This is a genomic window from Photobacterium lutimaris, from assembly GCF_003025555.1.
In the GTDB taxonomy this organism is placed as follows: domain Bacteria; phylum Pseudomonadota; class Gammaproteobacteria; order Enterobacterales; family Vibrionaceae; genus Photobacterium; species Photobacterium lutimaris.
The window spans coordinates 468,613-486,379 of the sequence record NZ_PYMH01000001.1; the positions used below are offsets into that span (position 1 = coordinate 468,613).

Below are 17,767 nucleotides of genomic sequence, written 5' to 3' on the forward strand. Positions count from 1 at the left end.
GTAGTCACACAATTACTCATGGCATACTGATTTAAATGTTCTGGATAATCATATTACTCATAATCGCGATATGCGTCTTCCTGCCGGGCCTGTGGGTCAAGCATGTGATGGAAAGGTACAGACAGCCGGCTGATCGCTACCGCAAGCAGGGAAGTGGTGGTGAACTTGCTCGCCACCTGCTGGACAGCTTCGGTTTGGGTAACGTTGAGGTAGAGGAGACCTCTGCCGGTGATCACTATGATCCGGTCGCTAAGGCTGTGCGTCTGACGCCGGACAACTACTCAGGATACTCGCTGACGGCAGTGACTGTGGCCGCCCATGAAGTGGGGCATGCAATTCAGGATTCACGTGGAGAGTCCTGGTTCCTGGCGCGGCAGAAACTCGTAAAGACTGCCATGGTCGGCGAGCGTATTGCCGGAATGATGCTAGTGGCTGCTCCGCTTGTCCTAATGCTAACCCGCCTGCCGCAAGCGGGAGCGATAACGATTATGATTGGCATTGTTTCAATGGCACTAAGTACCATGGTGCACCTGTTGACTCTTCCGGTTGAGTTCGATGCCAGTTATGGCAAGGCTCTGCCGATCTTGCAGAAAGGCGGCTACCTGCACAATGGTGATCTGGAGCATGCGGAGAAAATTCTCAAGGCGGCGGCGCTGACCTATGTCGCTGCCTCGCTGACCAGCTTGTTAAACTTGGGGCGATGGGTCGCGGTGCTCCGTCGGTAATGGTTGCTTGATGCCAGAGGTTTATTTTTCTTGGAAGTGAGAAAGTGAGTGTGTCAATGCTGAACTACTCTAATGGAATTAGTGTCGGCTTATGAGTGCCCCCATGTCTTGTTAATAGTATAAATCATTATTATTGACTCTCTTACCTTGTCTCTGTCTCTTGTTTAATGATTGTTTTAAATATTCAGTAATGTCATGGTAGTGCGTTTTTAGTAATAACGATTAATAAATATATCAACCCCTTGAGTAGTTTTATGTGCAATAGTGAGTGTAATAGAATGGATGTTGATGTTTAATTTAGATTTGTAGTCAGTGAATAATTAGAAATAGTAAAGGGGTTAATTTTTCGTAATCTTATTTTATAAAAAAGATTTTGGCTAGTTAAGGTGAATATCATGTCTATTCTAAAACGTTCTAAGTTAATCCTTTCATATTCTTCCACCCCATTATTATATAAAGCTGCGGTATTAGCTTTGGTGTTATCTCCATCTTTATCCAGTGCAAAAACAGATTATTTCATAGGAGGCGGGGTAGGTTTCCAAGACGATAAAATCAATGGCCAGCTTTCGAAGAATGGTGAGGACGCACTCGTACAACTTCATACAGGATTGACCATTGACTCAGAGCATAGGGTTATGGCGACTTACACTTATAAAGACAAGTTTTCTCAAAGTTTGTTTTTTGCCTCATATGATTACCTGTATGATATTAATGATAAAATTTCACTGAATGGCGGGTTTTTATTAGGCGTTGGCTATAATGACATAGCGAGTGAGACTTCGGTTGATTTCATCAGAGGTTTACAAGTTGGTACATCATATCACTTCAATAAAGATTGGAGCGCCGATTTGACTTATCGTTACATACATCAGGATTTTGAAGAAGATGATGTAGAAATAGATAACACACAGCAAGTTGTGATCTTTGCTAGCTATCATTTTTAGGCTCACTGCCTTGTTGCTAATGATAAGAGGGAGCATCATAATGATCGCTGTTTGATTTAAATTACAGGATAAATGCAGGAAGGGATATGACCACAGCAAGCGATAACACTGTCATTCACGCTAAAGAAAGTCAGACATACTATGTTGATCTTATCGATGGCTACCAAGCGAAAGTGAGTTATCAGATATCCGGAAATGTCCTCACTCTCGATCATTCATCAGTGCCTGATGCTCTGCGCGGAAAAGGCTATGCCAGTGTCATGATGGAAGCGGTTTTGAGGAAAATCGAGCAAGAAGGTTATACGGTCATCCCCCAGTGTAGCTATGTTGTTCATTACATGAACAAACACAGCAAGAAATGGCAGCATTTGTTGGCGAACTCAGAGCTGTAATTATGTTCCTGTAGTGAACACGCAAGATAATTAAAAGCCCTGCTCACCGAGCAGGGCTTTTTTCATTATTGTGATCAGGTGAGATTAACTAGCTTGGTACTCAACGTAATCAAGCAATCCTTTTTCTGCGCCACCGAATAGGGTATCAGGATCGTGAGCGGCTAGTGGGTAGCCGTTCATGATGCGGTTAGGCAGATCAGGGTTGGCAATAAATGGACGACCAAAGCCGACCATATCAGCTAAGCCTTCATTGATCGCCTGCGCGGCTTTTTCAGTGTTGTAGCGGCCTGCGTAGATGATCGTGCCTTTGTATGCTTCACGAATAGCATGCTTAAATGCTTGCGGTGTATCGGGTGCATCGTCCCAGTCAACTTCGGCAATGTGAACGTAAACCACATTCAGCTTGTTCAATAAGGCTGCGGCTGCGGTGTAAGTTTCAACTGGTGTTTTATCAATCGTGCCGTTAAGCGATGTAAACGGCGCAAGACGCACACCTACGCGTTCTGCACCAATAGCATGGCTCATCGCTTCGACCACTTCGGCCAGGAAGCGCAGGCGATTTTCTATCGAACCACCATATTCATCAGTACGGTTGTTGGCTTCCGAGTCGATAAATTGGTTAACAAGGTAGCCGTTGGCTGCATGCAGTTCAATCCCGTCAAAACCGGCTTCAATGGCATTGATTGCAGCTTGGCGGTACTCACCAATGACATGCGCAATATCGTCTTTGGTCATCTTGCGTGGTTCTACGACATCGACAAAACCCGGGGCATTGTTGCCGTCGTCAATGAATACTTTTACGTTCTCAGCTTTTAGGGCTGAAGATGAAATAGGTTGCTGACCACCGATGTTTGCAGGGTGGGTAACACGACCAACATGCCATAGTTGCGCATAGATCACCCCGCCTTTTTGGTGGACGGCATCAGTGACTTTCTTCCAACCTGTAATTTGCTCTTGGGTATAGATGCCAGGAGTCCAAGCATAGCCTTGACCCATTTCGGAGATCTGGGTACCTTCAGCAACAATCAAACCCGCCTCGGCACGTTGAGCATAGTATGTTGCCATCATGTCATTGGCGATATTGCCCGGCTGAGTCGCACGTGAGCGAGTCATCGGTGGCATAACGATACGGTTTTTAAGTGTGGCATTGCCAAGGCGCATTGGCTGAAATAGTGCATCTTTCATTTTTTATGACTCCAGCAGTTCTTACTTGCTTGTTTGAATAAGTTCGACAGCATAGCCATCCGGATCTTTTACAAAGGCGATGTGCGTTGTGCCGCCAAGCATCGGGCCTGGCTCACGAGTCACATTGCCGCCTTGGGCTTTGATCTTGTCACAGGCGGCGTAAATATCGTCAACGCCCAGCGCTAAGTGGCCGAATGCATTACCCAGTTCGTAGGCATCGGTATCCCAGTTGTGGGTCAGCTCGATGGTTGCGCTGTTTGCTTCGTAGCCAACGAAAACCAGTGTGTAGCGATATTCAGTATTTTCAAAACGATCTAATACCTTCATACCCAATATCTTGGTGTAGAACTCGATAGATTGATCAAGGTCGGTCACGCGGATCATGGTGTGGAGAAACTTCATATCGCCCTCTTATGTAGTAACGCTAAGAAAATTGGTATGGAAAATGTGGTCTGAGCAACCAATTTTGATTGGTGTACTATAACGAGAGGGAATAGGAATTAAAAATTATCATTAATTATTGGTTTGATAACTTAACGTTATTATATGGTTGGGACCTTTCTCTACCAGACTATGAAAAAAGTGTAGTAAGTCGTTGAGACCTTGTTAGATATCGTCATTGTTGTGCTGTGAAACCACAAAGTAAGCTAAAGCGATAATGACAAGTAACAGAAGTAGCAAGTTGATGACAAGTACCATACCAACGCCCGATGCAAAGAGAAGCTTTGCTATTGAATATAGTTGCTTGTTAGGTAAGGTGATTGAGTTATCTCCTATGTACCATTCAATCACTGATGGGGATAGGAGCGAGAAACTTGATCAGGCCACATTTGCAAATCTTTCCGTGTCCTTTGTTATACCATCACGGGCAAGAAAATATACGAGTTTAGCTAAACAGTAATCAGAATTATTCTGTGTGAGCAATTTAATTGTTAGGTGCTATATCAAATGTTATTTTATACCATACGAAGAAAATTAACATTTCATTGATGCTTTCTCTGAGATTAAATTATACTAATTGATTTTTTGGTGAATTTAATGGCTTGATTTGATAGAGGGTGCGAGCCACTTCAACTCATGTACTTTGGTGAACGGCTAATGGTATGAAATTTTACAGGCTATTATGTGATGTGGTCTATCTTAATAATTTAGAACATTTTAAGACATGTTGAAATAATTATCGTTCATTCACAATAGGCATAAATATTGTTTTTGCGACTTGTTTGTTAACTTATAAATAAGTTAATAAGAATGTTTTTATGTAGTGCTGTGTTATGGTTCTGAGGCGTGAGGCCTTGTTGGTAACAAGGTTTTTTATGTCTAACTATATGTTTTTATGGGGTTTGTATTTGTTTGGTTTTTATGTGTTGATTCCGGTAAGTTGTTTTTGGCTATATGTTTGTTTTGTTTTTTAATATATCCTGTGAATATAAATCTTATTGCTTTATTCTTGATGAATAAATGACATTTTTGTCTATAAGAATAATTTATAAAAATAGTGAGATAATATATACCCAAAATATTTTTTTGATATTATGATGTTCCAATACATGGATGATGCATTTGATAATAAATCAAAATGTCAATAGTTAGGGGCAGGGGTGATGGGGAGTATACATTTTAATATAGAGTCTTGGCTGTCTATATCTCCTGGCTTAACAACGAAGGAACAGTGGCAGTCATGGGCTTTGAATAATCAAGAGTGGCCTAAAATATCAGATCCAGTCCCGGTATATGAAATTCCTGTGGTGTTTCGTCGGCGAATGAGTCTATTAAGTAAGCTTGCTTTACAAGCCGCATTGTCATTAGTTAAAAATGATGATGTCAGCTTTATTATATTCTCCAGCCGGCACGGTGAATTGCATCGAACGATCAAATTATTGACTGATGTACTGCAGGGTGACGATGCATCACCAATGGGGTTCTCGCAGTCAGTACATAATACCGCTGCGGGGTTACTAACGATTGTAATGAAGCAGCAGATACCGGTGACCTCTATCGCAGCGGGTGAACATTCTTTGCACTCTGCGCTTATCGAAGCGTCAGCTTATTTAAACGAGCACCCATCTCATAGAGTGTTGGTTGTTGACTTTGATGAGCCACTACCGGCCCCATATGGCGAGTTTGAGGAAACCCCACATCGCGCTTATGCATTGGGTATGGTTTTAAGCGGTGGTGATCAATATCGCGTCTCTTGGCAAGGAGTCAAACCCAATATACCACGTCAAGAGTGCATTGGGCTGCCACAGAGTTTGGACGTTATTGCTCATTTGGTTTGTGAGGACCGCAAATGGCGGGTTTCTGGACAGCGAGCTGATTGGTTTTGGAAGTGTTAGGTAATGGTGGTAATGGCTTACAGGTTTGCTCAAAGGGGATAAGAACTGCTCTCTGTGCAGAGTCATCATTACACCGAAGATCCGTACACACTACGGTTGAGCCTAGTTGTACGACAAAGCAGGCTCGATGCCTCAATCGCCATTTAGCGGAAGGCATCTTATCAAGTAAATAAACGATTAAAAGTCACTATTAAAAAAGAAGGTTATTGTGGAATCATTACATAAAGAACTTAAAGAGTTAATTATTGAAGCACTGAATCTCGAAGATTTAACCGTTGAAGATATCGACACTCAAGCTCCTTTATTCGGCGATGGACTTGGGCTTGATTCTATTGATGCGCTTGAGCTTGGTTTGGCAATCAAAAAGAATTACAGCGTTGTCATTGATGCCGATGACTCCAAAACCCGTGAGCATTTCGCTTCTGTGGCTAACCTCGCCAATTTTGTTTCTCAAAATAAAGCTAAATGACAGTGGATGAGTAAGTGTGTAATGCACACTGCAGTAGCTTAGTGAGTGATTTGCTCGCTGGGTTATTGCTTATTGGCGGGTGGATAGTAAGGCGATAAGTAATACGAAAATAAATGGATAGCGCCCATTAATTGGGCAATGGAATCAGGATGAATACCCAACAAATTGATGGCTCAAATTTTCTACGACCTGAGCTGTGTTCTCTATCAAAGGTAATGACGTCCAGTCGCCTGCAGACTTTGTTAGTTGCAGGTGATAGCGATATTGACTGGGCGCAGTTTCAAGCTGATGTAAAAGCACTTCAACGTACGTTGATCTCGTCGCCTTTGCAAAGGTGGGCGCTGTGTTTTGACGATAGTTACTTATTTGCGGTTGCGTTCTTTGCGCTGTCACATGCGGGTAAAGACATTGTATTGCCGGGAAATCATCAGCCCTCCGCATTGGAAGAGTTGGTCGATCATTTTGAGGCAATTTTGCATGACAAATTGGACAGTATGCCATTGGAAGCGCATCAGCTGCCATTGCCACTTGATAAGCCTGATTTTCATGCTGCAGATATTGAAATAAAACCATTGAACCTTAGGAATGTGACGCTGACGCTGTTTACATCAGGTTCGAGCGGTATGCCTAAAGCGATAACTAAATCTCTAGAAACTATCGATGCGGAAATCTGTCACCTTGAACAAGTGTGGGGAGATCTACTGAGAGGTGCCTCAGTAGTTAGCACAGTGTCACATCAGCATATCTATGGTTTGTTATTTCGAGTGCTATGGCCGCTATGTGCTGGCCGCCCGTTTAGCCGGCAGGATTGCCGCTACCCCGAGCAAGTTATGCTTGCCGCGAATCCAGATACCGTATTGATCTCGAGCCCTGCACTGCTCAAACGATTGGATGCGGAGCCTGCCTCCGCTTCCTTTCGTGCCATCTTTTCGTCTGGTGGGCCGTTGAGTTTGGATGTCGCTCATCGAGTAGAAACGATATTTAGACAACTGCCTGTGGAAGTTTTCGGTAGTACAGAAACCGGTGGAATAGGTTATCGGCAGCAGCAAACCGCAGAGACGCCTTGGAAGCGATTTGATGTCATCGATATTGCCTTAAACGTTGATGGGTGTCTGCGCCTGCGATCTCCGTATATTGAATCTGAGGACTGGTACCACACGAGTGACCTGTGTCAGTGCTTGGGTGAAAACCATTTCATTGTGAAGGGCAGAAGTGATCGGGTCGTAAAAGTCGAAGAAAAACGTATTTCTTTAGCGGAAGTTGAACGCCACCTTTGCCATTTGGAATGGGTAGAAGAAGCGGTTGTGCTTCCACTTGCTGATACCAAGCGCTTAGTCATCGCGACCGTTATTACCTTGAACCAAGAGGGGCAGCAGAAGCTCGCCCAGTTAGGCAGAGGGCCATTTTGGCTTGCCGTCCGACAAGGATTGAGACAATGGGTGGAGCCAGTTGGCATTCCTCGACGCTTTAGGGTTGTTGATGAAATACCACAGAACAGCCAAGGAAAACATCAGGTTAACGAGCTTAAACAATTGTTCGACGAATGATGTATAGCGGAAAAACAAACGTGAGTGAAACGGTAATATGGATCGATCACAAAGTAATCCACTCGTAATTTCACAGTGCCATACAGGCGACAGCGTAGTTCTTGTATTGCGGCTTAACCCTCAGCTGTCGGACTTTAAAGGGCACTTTCCTTCTTATCCGATATTGCCAGGGGTAACTCAGATTGATTGGGCGGTGTATTTCAGTCAGCGTATTTTGGGTACTCCAACGGTTTTTGCTGGAATGGATGTCATTAAATTTCAAGAGCCTATTCAGCCGAATCAAGATGTGCAGTTATCCCTTTCCTGGAACGGTGAAAAAGCGAAATTACATTTTTGTTATACGTCAGAAGATGAAGGTAACGTTGTTACCCATTCGTCTGGGCGGATTTCACTGGAAGTAGCCCAATCCCCTCAGGCATGCATTCATCGTGGTTGAGTTTCCCCATTTTTGATAGTTAAGTGAGAACCGTAATGCGAAATAACGTACAGCAAACCATTAAATTTGGTGCCGAGCGCCTGACGATCGAAGATGTCTTAGCTGTGGCTAACGGCGCTTCAGCCGAGATGAATCCGAGCCAAGCGTTTAGGGCCAAGATTGATCGCGGTGTCGCTTTTTTAGAGCGCTTGTTGAAAGAAGAAGGGGTCATCTATGGCGTAACAACCGGGTACGGAGATTCCTGTACCGTTGCTATTCCTCCCAACCTTGTGGATGAGTTGCCTCTGCATTTGACCCGTTTCCATGGTTGCGGCTTGGGTGATGATTTAAACCATCAGCAAGCAAGGGCTGTATTGGCGACGCGTTTATGCTCATTGTCGCAAGGGGTATCAGGTGTTACCCATGGGCTGCTCGGTCAAATCGTGACGTTGATCAATAAGGATATTACCCCGCGAATTCCTCAGGAGGGATCGGTTGGTGCGAGTGGTGATCTCACCCCGTTGTCTTATTTAGCCGCTGCGCTGATAGGCGAGCGTGAAGTGATTTATCAAGGGGAAATCAAACCGACGTCAGCCGTTTATGCAGAGTTGGGGATTGCCCCGATCAAGCTCAAACCCAAAGAAGGCTTAGCCTTGATGAATGGTACTTCGGTAATGACCGCTTTGGCTTGCCTTGCTTACAAGCGGGCTGAGTACCTTGTGCAGCTAACAACCCGGATCACGGCGATGGTATCACTTGGGATGCAAGGTAATGATTTCCATTTTGACGAAGCTTTATTTGCGGTTAAGCCGCATCCAGGGCAGCAGCAAATTGCCCAGTGGTTAAGATCCGACCTTCAAGCCGAGAGGCCGCCAAGTAACAGTGATCGCTTGCAAGACCGGTACTCACTTCGCTGTGCTCCGCATGTGATTGGTGCTGTGCAAGACAGCCTGCCTTGGCTACGCCAACTCATTGAGAACGAGCTTAACAGTGCCAACGATAACCCAATCATTGATGGTGATAATGAACGTGTGCTTCACGGCGGCCATTTTTACGGTGGTCATATTGCCATGGCGATGGATACCCTAAAAACGGGGATTGCCAATATTGCCGACTTGCTGGATAGGCAAATGGCCCAGCTGATGGATTATAAGTTTAACAACGGCCTGCCGTTCAATCTGTCGGGAGCCGAAGGGGATCGGAAACCGATTAACCATGGTTTTAAAGCAGTGCAAATTGGTATTTCAGCCTGGACGGCAGAGGCGCTTAAACACACGATGCCAGCCAGTGTGTTCTCTCGATCGACTGAATGCCATAACCAAGACAAAGTCAGTATGGGGACTATCGCTTCGCGGGATTGCTTGCGGGTGCTTGAGTTAACAGAGCAAGTCGCATCAGCTTCACTGTTGGCGGCAACCCAAGCCTTAGAACTGCGTAAAATTCATGATCAGCTTGATGATAATCATATGAGTTTGGCAATGAAAACCATGAATGAATTGGTGTTGAGCGAGTTTGATTTTGTCAGAGAAGATAGACCTCTGGAACAAGATCTACGGCATTTTATGGCCCGTATACAGCAGCAACATTGGGCGCTCTATGAAGAGAGTGAAGGATAACGTATGAGTGGTAAAGCACACTTTTTGACTGCTGAAGTCATCATGGTGACCTCTTTTCAAGATGCCGACCCAATGGGGGTGGTATACCACGGAAACTATTTCCGCTTTTTTGAAGAGGCTCGTCGGGTTTTGATGAACAAGCTCAATTATGGCTATAGGGAGATGCAGGAGTCTGGTTTTATATGGCCAATTATTGAGACCCATGTGAAATATGTCAGGCCTATTCCGTTTAACCATGAAATTCAGGTGGTGGCCACATTGAAGGAATGGGAAAACCGCTTGCGAGTGGATTATGTGATCACGGATGCCCGCAGTGGAGAGCGGTTGACGAAAGCATATACCATGCAAGTCGCCGTCAGGGCTGACGATGGCGAAATGTGCTTGGCTTCACCGGCCGTTTTTACGGATAAAGTCGAGGCGTGGTATGCAAACGCGGTGTCAGCAGCTTAGTACTGGTCTAAACGGTTGGATTGACAACCTGCTTAGGTACAGAATAAGTGCTTTATATAAATAAAAACAATATCTTATATTCAGTAAGGATGTGAGGTTTCACGATGACAATAGCTTTATCAAATTACCGCTCTGCACCAGTCTATATTCATAGCTGTGGCTTTCACTCAGCATTGGGTTCGAGCCACGCACAAATACACGCCCGGCTCCAAGCGGGTAAGTCGCCTGATATGCTGGCTGTGTCGGGTTGGTTGAACAATGGCTCAGAGACCGTAGTAGGTAAAGCCATGGGGGATAAGCCCGTTATTCCTGAGCACATTAATCAGCATGATACGAGCAACAACCAACTTGCGCTGTCAGCACTTCAACAGATTGAACCGTCAGTTAGGCAGGCCATCGCAAAGTATGGTGCCGAACGTGTCGCGGTGGTGGTCGGAACCAGTACGTCCGGTATTGCCACTGGCGAAGAGGCCCTTAGTGACTATCTCAAGGAGGGGCAATTCCCGCCAAGCTACCACTATCAGCAGCAAGAGGTAGGGAATTTGGGAGAATTTGTGGCGGATTACTTACGAGTTCACGGTCCTGTTTACACTGTATCGACGGCTTGCTCATCCAGTGGACGGGTTTTCCTCTCGGCTAGGCGCCTTCTCAATGCTGGTATTGTCGATGCTGTCGTAGTCGGTGGTGCTGATTCACTATGCAAGTTAACCCTAAATGGCTTCAATGGCTTGGAGGCATTATCAAATACCTTATGCCTCCCATTCAGCGAAAAAAGGCAAGGTATCAATATTGGGGAGGGGGCGTCTTTCATGTTGTTATCCCTAAGCGCCAGTGATTCAGTTTGTGATGATGCCGTTCCTCCTATTGCTTTTTTAGGCGGAGGTGAAAGCTCGGATGCCCATCATATCTCGGCACCGCACCCAGAAGGAGAGGGGGCGGAGGCGGCAATGAGAAATGCATTGAAAGATGCTGGAATTTCCCCACAAGACATTGGCTACATCAATGCGCACGGTACTGCCACACCGCTTAATGATGCGATGGAAGCGAAAGCGATCTTTAGGGTATTTCAAGACAAGGTGCCTGTTAGCTCAACCAAGCCGCTTACCGGCCATACGCTTGGTGCTGCCGGAGCGGTAGAGGCGGCGATTTGCTGGCATATATTGCGTTATCGGCTCGACTTACCCCTACCGGTCAATCATGGTATTACCGATCAACAACTTGCGCCTATCACCACCGTGACAGCGGGTATGTCGCTTGAACCGGCCGCGATCCTGAGTAATTCATTTGCCTTCGGTGGCAACAACATCAGTCTGATTTTTGGATATGCGCATGACTAAAATTCCGCACATACATCAGTTGTTGCCCCACGATCCACCTATGGCGCTTGTCGATGAACTGGTCGATGTGGGTGATACTTACGCCCATTGCCGCGTTACTATTTCTGAGCGCTGCCCGTATTTTTGCCGAAAGACGCGCAGTGTCCCCGGTTACGTCGGTATTGAGTTCATGGCTCAAACTGTTGCGGGTTGGTCTGGTTATCACTCATGGATACAGGGGGATAGCTCGCCTATCGGTTTCTTGTTGGGGAGCCGCCGTTACCAAGCGATTCGTAGTAGTTTTGACGAAAATGAGGTGCTGGACATCTATACCGAACAAATTATGGAGAATAAAAGTATGGCGGTATTTTCTTGTCGCATTGAACATCAAGGGACGGTTATTGCCTCCAGCCAACTGAATGTTTTTGTCCCTAGCCCGGAAAAATTAGAGCAAATGTTAGAGAGGTCCCATTCATGACGAGACAAGTTTTAGTGACTGGTGCGAGTAAGGGAATCGGACGTGCGATTGCAACGCAGCTTGCCAAAGATGGCTTTTCTATCGTCGTCCATTATATGAGCGATGAAGCCGGTGCTGCCGCCACCTTGCAAGAAATCGTGACTGCCGGCGGCAACGGAAGATTACTGCCATTTGATATCAGTGATCGCGAACAATGCAGAGAACAGATTGAGCAGGATATTGCACAGAATGGGGCTTATTATGGTGTAGTCAGTAATGCGGGGATTACTCGTGATACGGCATTCCCTGCGATGACGGCAGAAGAGTGGGATGGGGTTATCCATACCAACCTAGATAGTTTTTACAACGTATTGCACCCTTGCGTAATGCCGATGGTACGATTGCGTAAAGGGGGACGAATTATCACGGTAGCTTCGGTATCGGGCATTATGGGGAACCGCGGTCAGACAAATTACAGTGCAGCGAAAGCCGGGGTCATCGGCGCAACAAAGTCTCTAGCGCTTGAGCTTGCAAAACGCAATATCACCGCCAACTGTGTTGCCCCTGGGCTCATTGACACCGGCATGGTTGATGAAACGGTAAAACAGCACGCGCTACCTCAGGTGCCCATGCGTAGGATGGGCGAGCCGGAAGACGTTGCGGGGCTGGTGAGCTATCTCATGTCGGATAGGGCTAACTATATCACTCGGCAGGTTATCTCAGTTAATGGCGGTTTAATATGACACGTGATGTAACAGAGGGTAGTACTGGCAGCAAAAAATAGCCTGTTGATCGTTGCAGACTACCCCTTCATCGTCTGAATGACTTTGTCAGGGAAGCCGAAATACTTTTGCGCCCCCTCATTGTCAAGCAATAGGCAGCTGGTGGATGCTGCAATATAGGCTTTGTCATTGGTGGTATAGATCACCGTGGCATCGGCGAGTTTTTCAGTAAACAGCTTGTTGATGTACTTGGTGAATTCCTTCTCTCCGCCTACAAACGGTTCGTCGATAATAATGATCCCTTGGTCACAGCTGCCAAGTCCCAGAGCCATTCGTAGTAATTGCTGGACACCATTGGGCAGTTGCTGGACAAACTCCGACGACATTTGTGTTTGCAGTCCATCAGGCAGCCAAGGGTGCAGGTCGAAAAACTCAACGGTTTCCTTCATCTGCGCAGTAGAAATGACGCCGTCATGAATGATGAAGTTGGATTCCAGTGTGCCATCGAAGATATGCAGCTCAAATGGAATGTAGTTAATGGCTTTTCTATATCGGTAATTATTGAATTGTTTGATGTTGTATCCGTCCAGTAAAACATTCCCCTGATAGCGCTCTTCGAGTCCGGCCAAAATGGACAGTAAGGTGGTTTTCCCTGAGCCTGAGCCACCGGAAATCGAAATTTTATCGCCGGGTTGGGCGGTGAAGGCCAAGTTGGTGAGCCCCGTTGCCGCTCCTTGATATCGGTGGGTAAGGCCGGAAATCGTGATGTTTCCTTTAAACTGGCGGATTGGCGGGCTGCTTTCCAATGAATGACGATCATCGTTGAGTGACATCAACGCATTGATCTGTGTACTGGCAGATTTAATGGTCTTGAATTTGGTGATCGCATTATAGATCCCCATAATTGGCCCCAGGGCCTTCCAGACCAAGATGATGATCGCCAACATAGCTCCGGCATCGGTTTCTCCTGCCATCACGCCAATAACCGCAGTGACAATACTGGCTGTACCTATCGCCTGTATCAAGCCTTGGCCCATTGCTTGGATCTTACCATTGGTTACCGAAACGCCTTTTGCATCCTCCAAACTTTGCTCATGGGCGGCTTGGAAGCGTGAGCGGATCACCCTGATGAGCGGAAGCCCCTGAATACTGCTGATACTTCTTAGCAATTCATTCCATTGATAAGACACCATGGCGTTGGCTCGGGAGCTTCTTGAGGTAGCTTGGTTGTAGATGTAGCGAGCGTAGACACAGAAAAAAAGCATCAGTGCAATTCCCGCCAGCACGGTGAGCGCCGCAGTGCCCGAGATAATAGTAATAGCCATAATAAAGATGATCACAAATGGCATATCGAAATAGCTGAGCGAAGACTCAGCGGTAACCAGTTTCCTGAACTGGTCGATATCTTTCAGTCTTGCCAGCTGAGAAGATACACCGGCAGATGACGTCATGGAGTAGGGGAGCCATAACAACTTACTGATGACATTGCGCGATATATGGGTAGCGAGATCCTTGCCTGATGTTGCCAAGATATTCATCCGCATCCGTTTGAAAGCGTACTCAGAAAGCGCAAGAAAAACCGCAAATCCGGTAAGCCAGAATAACGTTGATTCTGAGCCCGAGCTTAACGCAAAACTGTAGACCCCCATGATAAAGAACGGTTGCATTGCACCGAGCACATTAATGATTAAGCTCAGTAGAAGCAGACTCTTGATTTCATTGTTGTAACGATAGAACGCATATTTTATCCAGTTAGATTTGTCCTGCGATTCCGGTGGCGGCTCTCGAAATATTTTCGAGTAGTTTGAAATCTCGCATACCGTGCAGCTGTCGTTTGTCAGCGGGTGTTCAATGACAATATTGTTGCGGTAATCAAACAGTTTAGCTTGACCGTTTTCAATGCCGAGGAAAATGGTGCAGACGTTATCGAACTGGACAAAAGCGGGGGTTGAGACGCTCTTAAGCTGATGCATGGTGGTTAGTTGCCGAACATCACACTCATAATCAAGCCGTGACAGGGTGGCGGCAAAACTGTCGATATCCTGACTTCTTGGGGCAAAAGCATCACTGAGGATCTCCGGGGTACCCTCCCACTGCAGTGTGACTAAGGTATAGGCCAAACCAAGCAATGCCGGAGACGCTTTGTATCGTTCCCCGAACTTGGCAGAGCCGAAGTCGCCCAGTCGTTCTTCGATATTGCTGAAATCAATTAATACACTCATGCGGCAACCCTAGATACAAGTTTGTGGCGAACCAAACCGGGATCGAGTTGCCCCAATTTGTTGCTGACTATAATGCAGATGAAGTTGTTGGCTTTCGGAGTGATACAGGCGAGTAGCAAGCGAGCAAATTGCTCGTCATACACCATATCAATGTCGTCGATAAGCAATACGGGCTTATTACTCAACAACGCCCTAACGATGAGCAAAGCAAACCGAACTTGGCGTGAGAACGGCAGCTGGCTATGGCTTGAAATCTTGGTATAGAAACCGTTTTTAAGGCCATCAATTTTATGTTTTATTGCGAGGTTTTCACAGAGTGAAAAGGCCGCACTATTCAGGTGAGGTTGGAAGCAGGTGAGATTGTCAATGATTGTTCCTTCGACCAACGCGGAGTGCTTGTCGACCTTGATAACGTTGTGACGCCATTTTGCGTAGTCAATCTCATCAGCTAGCTTGTCGTTGATGATAAAAGCCAGGTTATCATCGTGGCTATCACGGGTAAGGCATCGCAAGAGGTGGCTTTTACCACTGCCACTAGAGCCTGTAAGCAGATTGATCTCACCGGTTGCAAAAGACATCGCTGGGGTACCCGTTGTTACATTACTGTTTATTGGCGTGATCGATATAGTGTTGATGGTTTTCTCAGCATGCGAAGCATGATTGAGTGATTCAAGTTCGAGCACCTCAGCGATGCGTTTAACGTTGAGTTGATTGGTTCTCCAGCGGCTAAGTGTACGCATCACTTGTTGGTAGGGGGCGAAGTAGCGGTTGGTAAGCAGAATGACGGCAGCCATGACTCCTTGGCTAATTTCCATGTTGATGACCGCTAATGCACACAGAACGACGACAATGGCGACTGAAAGTTGTTGGATCACGTTGAGGATTAAATTGAATGACGACTCCAGGCGTTCATAGGTAATACTTTGGTCTTCCCGCTCACCGATCATTTCGACCATCACACTTTCGATACGGTACTCCATGGTGCGACTTTTGATATCCAATGGATTTGAAACGATCTCGATAATTTTGGAATTAGTCAGGCCCTCGATATCTGAGCGTTGAGAAAGCACGTCGACACGGCGCTGTGATAAATGGCGAGCAGCAAAAAACAGTACGGTCGATGCTGCAATGAGTGCTAACCCCGCCCAGACGTTGATCAGCAGAATAATCAATACTGTGATGGCACTGGTGCCAGCGTTGATCATGGCTTTTATGGTTTCACCGCCGAAAAACTGCTTAATATCGGAAATGGTGGCGATGCGCTCTAAATATTCCCCCATTTCCCGTTGGTTGAAACGCTCTATATTGGCAGCACAGATGGCCAAGAAAACCCGATTGGTCAACTGGCCTTCAAAGTGCTTCATGATTACCGAGACTAAATGCTCTTCTTGCCGCTTGAGTTGGTAGTCGAGAAAAATGGCAATCAAAATGATGGCAAACAGCAGCATCAGTGAATGGGTTGACTGGTTTGGCAAGATACGATCAAAAATGATCAGGATCGAAAAAGGCAGCACCAAGCCCAACAGGGTGGTCATCAAGGTTGAGAACAACAAATACAATTTGTCCAATGGACTGATTTTACGAGTAAATGGTTGGCTTTTCATTACTTACTCCGTCATTGGGCCATCAGGTGAAGTGGAATAGGCGATTGGGAACTGTTGTCATTCATCGGTGACATCTGCTCGGCGATTTTGCCGACCGTGGCCATATTGAGGTTACCGATCCGTTCGTTGAGCTGAATGAGGTTGATGACATAGTCATACCGGGCACTTTCGTAATCTCGGATACTGCTATACAACTTACTCTCAGCTGAAAGCAGGTCTGTAATGGTGCGGGTGCCTAACTTATGAGCTTTTTGGATACCGATATACGAGGCGTAGTTGGCTTGAATTATCGTCGTCAGGCTGGAGAGCGATGCCGAAAAGTCATTGATGCTGTATATAAACTCTTCGAACTGCTGCTGACTGAGGTTTTTGCTATCTTGTAGGTCGATTTCCGTTCGGTCAATATCAACTTTATTTTGTTGATAACGGTAGTAATCACGGCCGCCATTCAAAATAGGTACATCTAGAGTGAGGGTGTATACCGTTTCTTCTGTGACACCTTTGTCAGGATAAAGCTTGGCTGATGCATCATTGGTATCGTCATAGGTATAGCCAATGCTGCCTTTAACAGAGGGGGCGAAAGTCGCGCCGGTTTGTTTTAATACCTGACGGCTTTTGTTGACCGCTTGCTTGGCAATTAACAAGCTGAGATCGGACGAGTACATAATATTGTTGAGCTCAGTCTGACGGCCCGGTGAAATGGCTTCAAATTGTATGCTTGATTGCAGATCGAAGCCTGGTTTGAGCGGCTGTTGAACAATATTGGCAAGGTCGTTGAGTATGATGCGCTGATCCTTCCTTAGGGTACGTAAGCTGTTAGCTGTTCTTTCTTTTTGCGCTAGCACTTCATAACGTTCGGTGCCTGCCACATTCCCTAATTCAATGTTGCGGCTGATCAGCGTCAGCCGGGATTCAGATGATTCCAATTCAGCTTGAGTTGCTCGGATCTGGGCTCGGTTTTTTAAATATTCGAAATAGGCGGTAGCGGCTTGGCGGATAATTTTCTGCCGGGTTTGTTCCGTCCTGAGCGATTCGATATCAATATCGGTCTGGGTACTTCTGTGCGAATAGATGTTCCCGAGATCCAAAAGGCTTTGGGTTAAGGTAACGTTCACGCCGTGATTGTTGTAGCTATTGCGGGTATTGGCACCGTTGTATTGATGGGTTGTACCGTCATTCCAGTTGGTATTGGCTGACACATTCAGCGAAGGCAAGAAGTTCCCTCGATTAATATCCAGCTCATATTCAGTTGAAGCCAAATTTGTTTGGGCACTACTTAATGACAGATTGCGCTGCAATGCTACATCAACCACATTGAGTAGATCGGCGGCATGTGCCGTAACTCCTAGCGACACACATACTGAGGC

The 17,767-nt window shown here is 46.1% G+C and carries 17 protein-coding genes; 12 read left to right on the forward strand and 5 right to left on the reverse strand.

Annotated elements, in window-relative coordinates; translation table 11 throughout:
• Positions 1 to 35 precede the first annotated feature (35 nt).
• The 3 genes from C9I99_RS01820 (at position 36) to C9I99_RS01830 (ending at position 2,061) form a co-directional block, all read left to right on the forward strand.
• Positions 36 to 725, forward strand: a complete 690-nt coding sequence (locus tag C9I99_RS01820; protein ID WP_107347134.1) for a zinc metallopeptidase — start codon at positions 36 to 38, stop codon at positions 723 to 725.
• Between the two features lie 395 nt (positions 726 to 1,120).
• A complete protein-coding gene (locus C9I99_RS01825) occupies positions 1,121 to 1,669 on the forward strand; it encodes an outer membrane beta-barrel protein (RefSeq protein ID WP_107347135.1) in 549 nt (182 codons plus the stop codon).
• Between the two features lie 86 nt (positions 1,670 to 1,755).
• Entirely contained in the window at positions 1,756 to 2,061 is a 306-nt protein-coding gene (locus tag C9I99_RS01830; RefSeq protein WP_107347136.1) for a GNAT family N-acetyltransferase, read from the forward strand.
• An 84-nt stretch (positions 2,062 to 2,145) separates the two neighbouring features.
• Here C9I99_RS01830 and C9I99_RS01835 read toward each other — a convergent pair whose 3' ends face one another.
• Both C9I99_RS01835 and gloA read right to left on the reverse strand, forming a co-directional pair.
• Complete coding sequence (locus C9I99_RS01835) at positions 2,146 to 3,246, reverse strand: alkene reductase (protein ID WP_107347137.1); 1,101 nt, start codon at positions 3,244 to 3,246, stop codon at positions 2,146 to 2,148.
• A gap of 21 nt (positions 3,247 to 3,267) precedes the next feature.
• Positions 3,268 to 3,648: a lactoylglutathione lyase gene (gene gloA, locus C9I99_RS01840; RefSeq protein ID WP_107347138.1), complete on the reverse strand. Its 381-nt coding sequence runs from the start codon at positions 3,646 to 3,648 to the stop codon at positions 3,268 to 3,270.
• A gap of 1,202 nt (positions 3,649 to 4,850) precedes the next feature.
• Here gloA and C9I99_RS01850 point away from each other — a divergent pair.
• From C9I99_RS01850 to C9I99_RS01890, 9 genes are all read left to right on the forward strand, one after another.
• Positions 4,851 to 5,582 carry a beta-ketoacyl synthase chain length factor gene (locus tag C9I99_RS01850; protein ID WP_107347140.1) on the forward strand — a complete coding sequence of 244 codons (732 nt, stop codon included), beginning with the start codon at positions 4,851 to 4,853 and terminating at the stop codon, positions 5,580 to 5,582.
• Between the two features lie 208 nt (positions 5,583 to 5,790).
• Positions 5,791 to 6,051: a phosphopantetheine-binding protein gene (locus tag C9I99_RS01855; RefSeq protein ID WP_107347141.1), complete on the forward strand. Its 261-nt coding sequence runs from the start codon at positions 5,791 to 5,793 to the stop codon at positions 6,049 to 6,051.
• A 149-nt stretch (positions 6,052 to 6,200) separates the two neighbouring features.
• Positions 6,201 to 7,598: an AMP-binding protein gene (locus tag C9I99_RS01860; RefSeq protein ID WP_107347142.1), complete on the forward strand. Its 1,398-nt coding sequence runs from the start codon at positions 6,201 to 6,203 to the stop codon at positions 7,596 to 7,598.
• A gap of 37 nt (positions 7,599 to 7,635) precedes the next feature.
• Positions 7,636 to 8,034 (forward strand): ApeI family dehydratase, encoded by a 399-nt coding sequence (locus tag C9I99_RS01865; protein ID WP_243734277.1) that lies wholly within the window; start codon positions 7,636 to 7,638, stop codon positions 8,032 to 8,034.
• A gap of 35 nt (positions 8,035 to 8,069) precedes the next feature.
• Complete coding sequence (locus tag C9I99_RS01870; RefSeq protein ID WP_107347143.1) at positions 8,070 to 9,629, forward strand: HAL/PAL/TAL family ammonia-lyase; 1,560 nt, start codon at positions 8,070 to 8,072, stop codon at positions 9,627 to 9,629.
• A 3-nt stretch (positions 9,630 to 9,632) separates the two neighbouring features.
• Positions 9,633 to 10,079, forward strand: a complete 447-nt coding sequence (locus C9I99_RS01875; RefSeq protein ID WP_107347144.1) for an acyl-CoA thioesterase — start codon at positions 9,633 to 9,635, stop codon at positions 10,077 to 10,079.
• 104 nt (positions 10,080 to 10,183) lie between these two features.
• Positions 10,184 to 11,416, forward strand: a complete 1,233-nt coding sequence (locus C9I99_RS01880) for a beta-ketoacyl-[acyl-carrier-protein] synthase family protein (RefSeq protein WP_107347145.1) — start codon at positions 10,184 to 10,186, stop codon at positions 11,414 to 11,416.
• Positions 11,409 to 11,873: a hotdog family protein gene (locus C9I99_RS01885; protein ID WP_107347146.1), complete on the forward strand. Its 465-nt coding sequence runs from the start codon at positions 11,409 to 11,411 to the stop codon at positions 11,871 to 11,873. The genes C9I99_RS01880 and C9I99_RS01885 overlap by 8 nt, the downstream gene beginning before the upstream one ends.
• Positions 11,870 to 12,595 carry a 3-ketoacyl-ACP reductase FabG2 gene (locus C9I99_RS01890; protein WP_107347147.1) on the forward strand — a complete coding sequence of 242 codons (726 nt, stop codon included), beginning with the start codon at positions 11,870 to 11,872 and terminating at the stop codon, positions 12,593 to 12,595. The genes C9I99_RS01885 and C9I99_RS01890 overlap by 4 nt, the downstream gene beginning before the upstream one ends.
• Before the next feature lie 59 nt (positions 12,596 to 12,654).
• On the opposite strand, the gene C9I99_RS01895 is transcribed toward C9I99_RS01890, so the two are convergent.
• Genes C9I99_RS01895 through C9I99_RS01905 form a run of 3 tightly spaced genes read right to left on the reverse strand, consistent with a single transcriptional unit; the run spans position 12,655 to position 17,755 of the window.
• Complete coding sequence (locus tag C9I99_RS01895; RefSeq protein ID WP_107347148.1) at positions 12,655 to 14,796, reverse strand: ATP-binding cassette domain-containing protein; 2,142 nt, start codon at positions 14,794 to 14,796, stop codon at positions 12,655 to 12,657.
• A complete protein-coding gene (locus C9I99_RS01900; RefSeq protein WP_107347149.1) occupies positions 14,793 to 16,400 on the reverse strand; it encodes an ABC transporter transmembrane domain-containing protein in 1,608 nt (535 codons plus the stop codon). The genes C9I99_RS01895 and C9I99_RS01900 overlap by 4 nt, the downstream gene beginning before the upstream one ends.
• A gap of 11 nt (positions 16,401 to 16,411) precedes the next feature.
• Positions 16,412 to 17,755: a TolC family protein gene (locus tag C9I99_RS01905; protein WP_243734278.1), complete on the reverse strand. Its 1,344-nt coding sequence runs from the start codon at positions 17,753 to 17,755 to the stop codon at positions 16,412 to 16,414.
• Between the last annotated feature and the right edge of the window lie 12 nt (positions 17,756 to 17,767).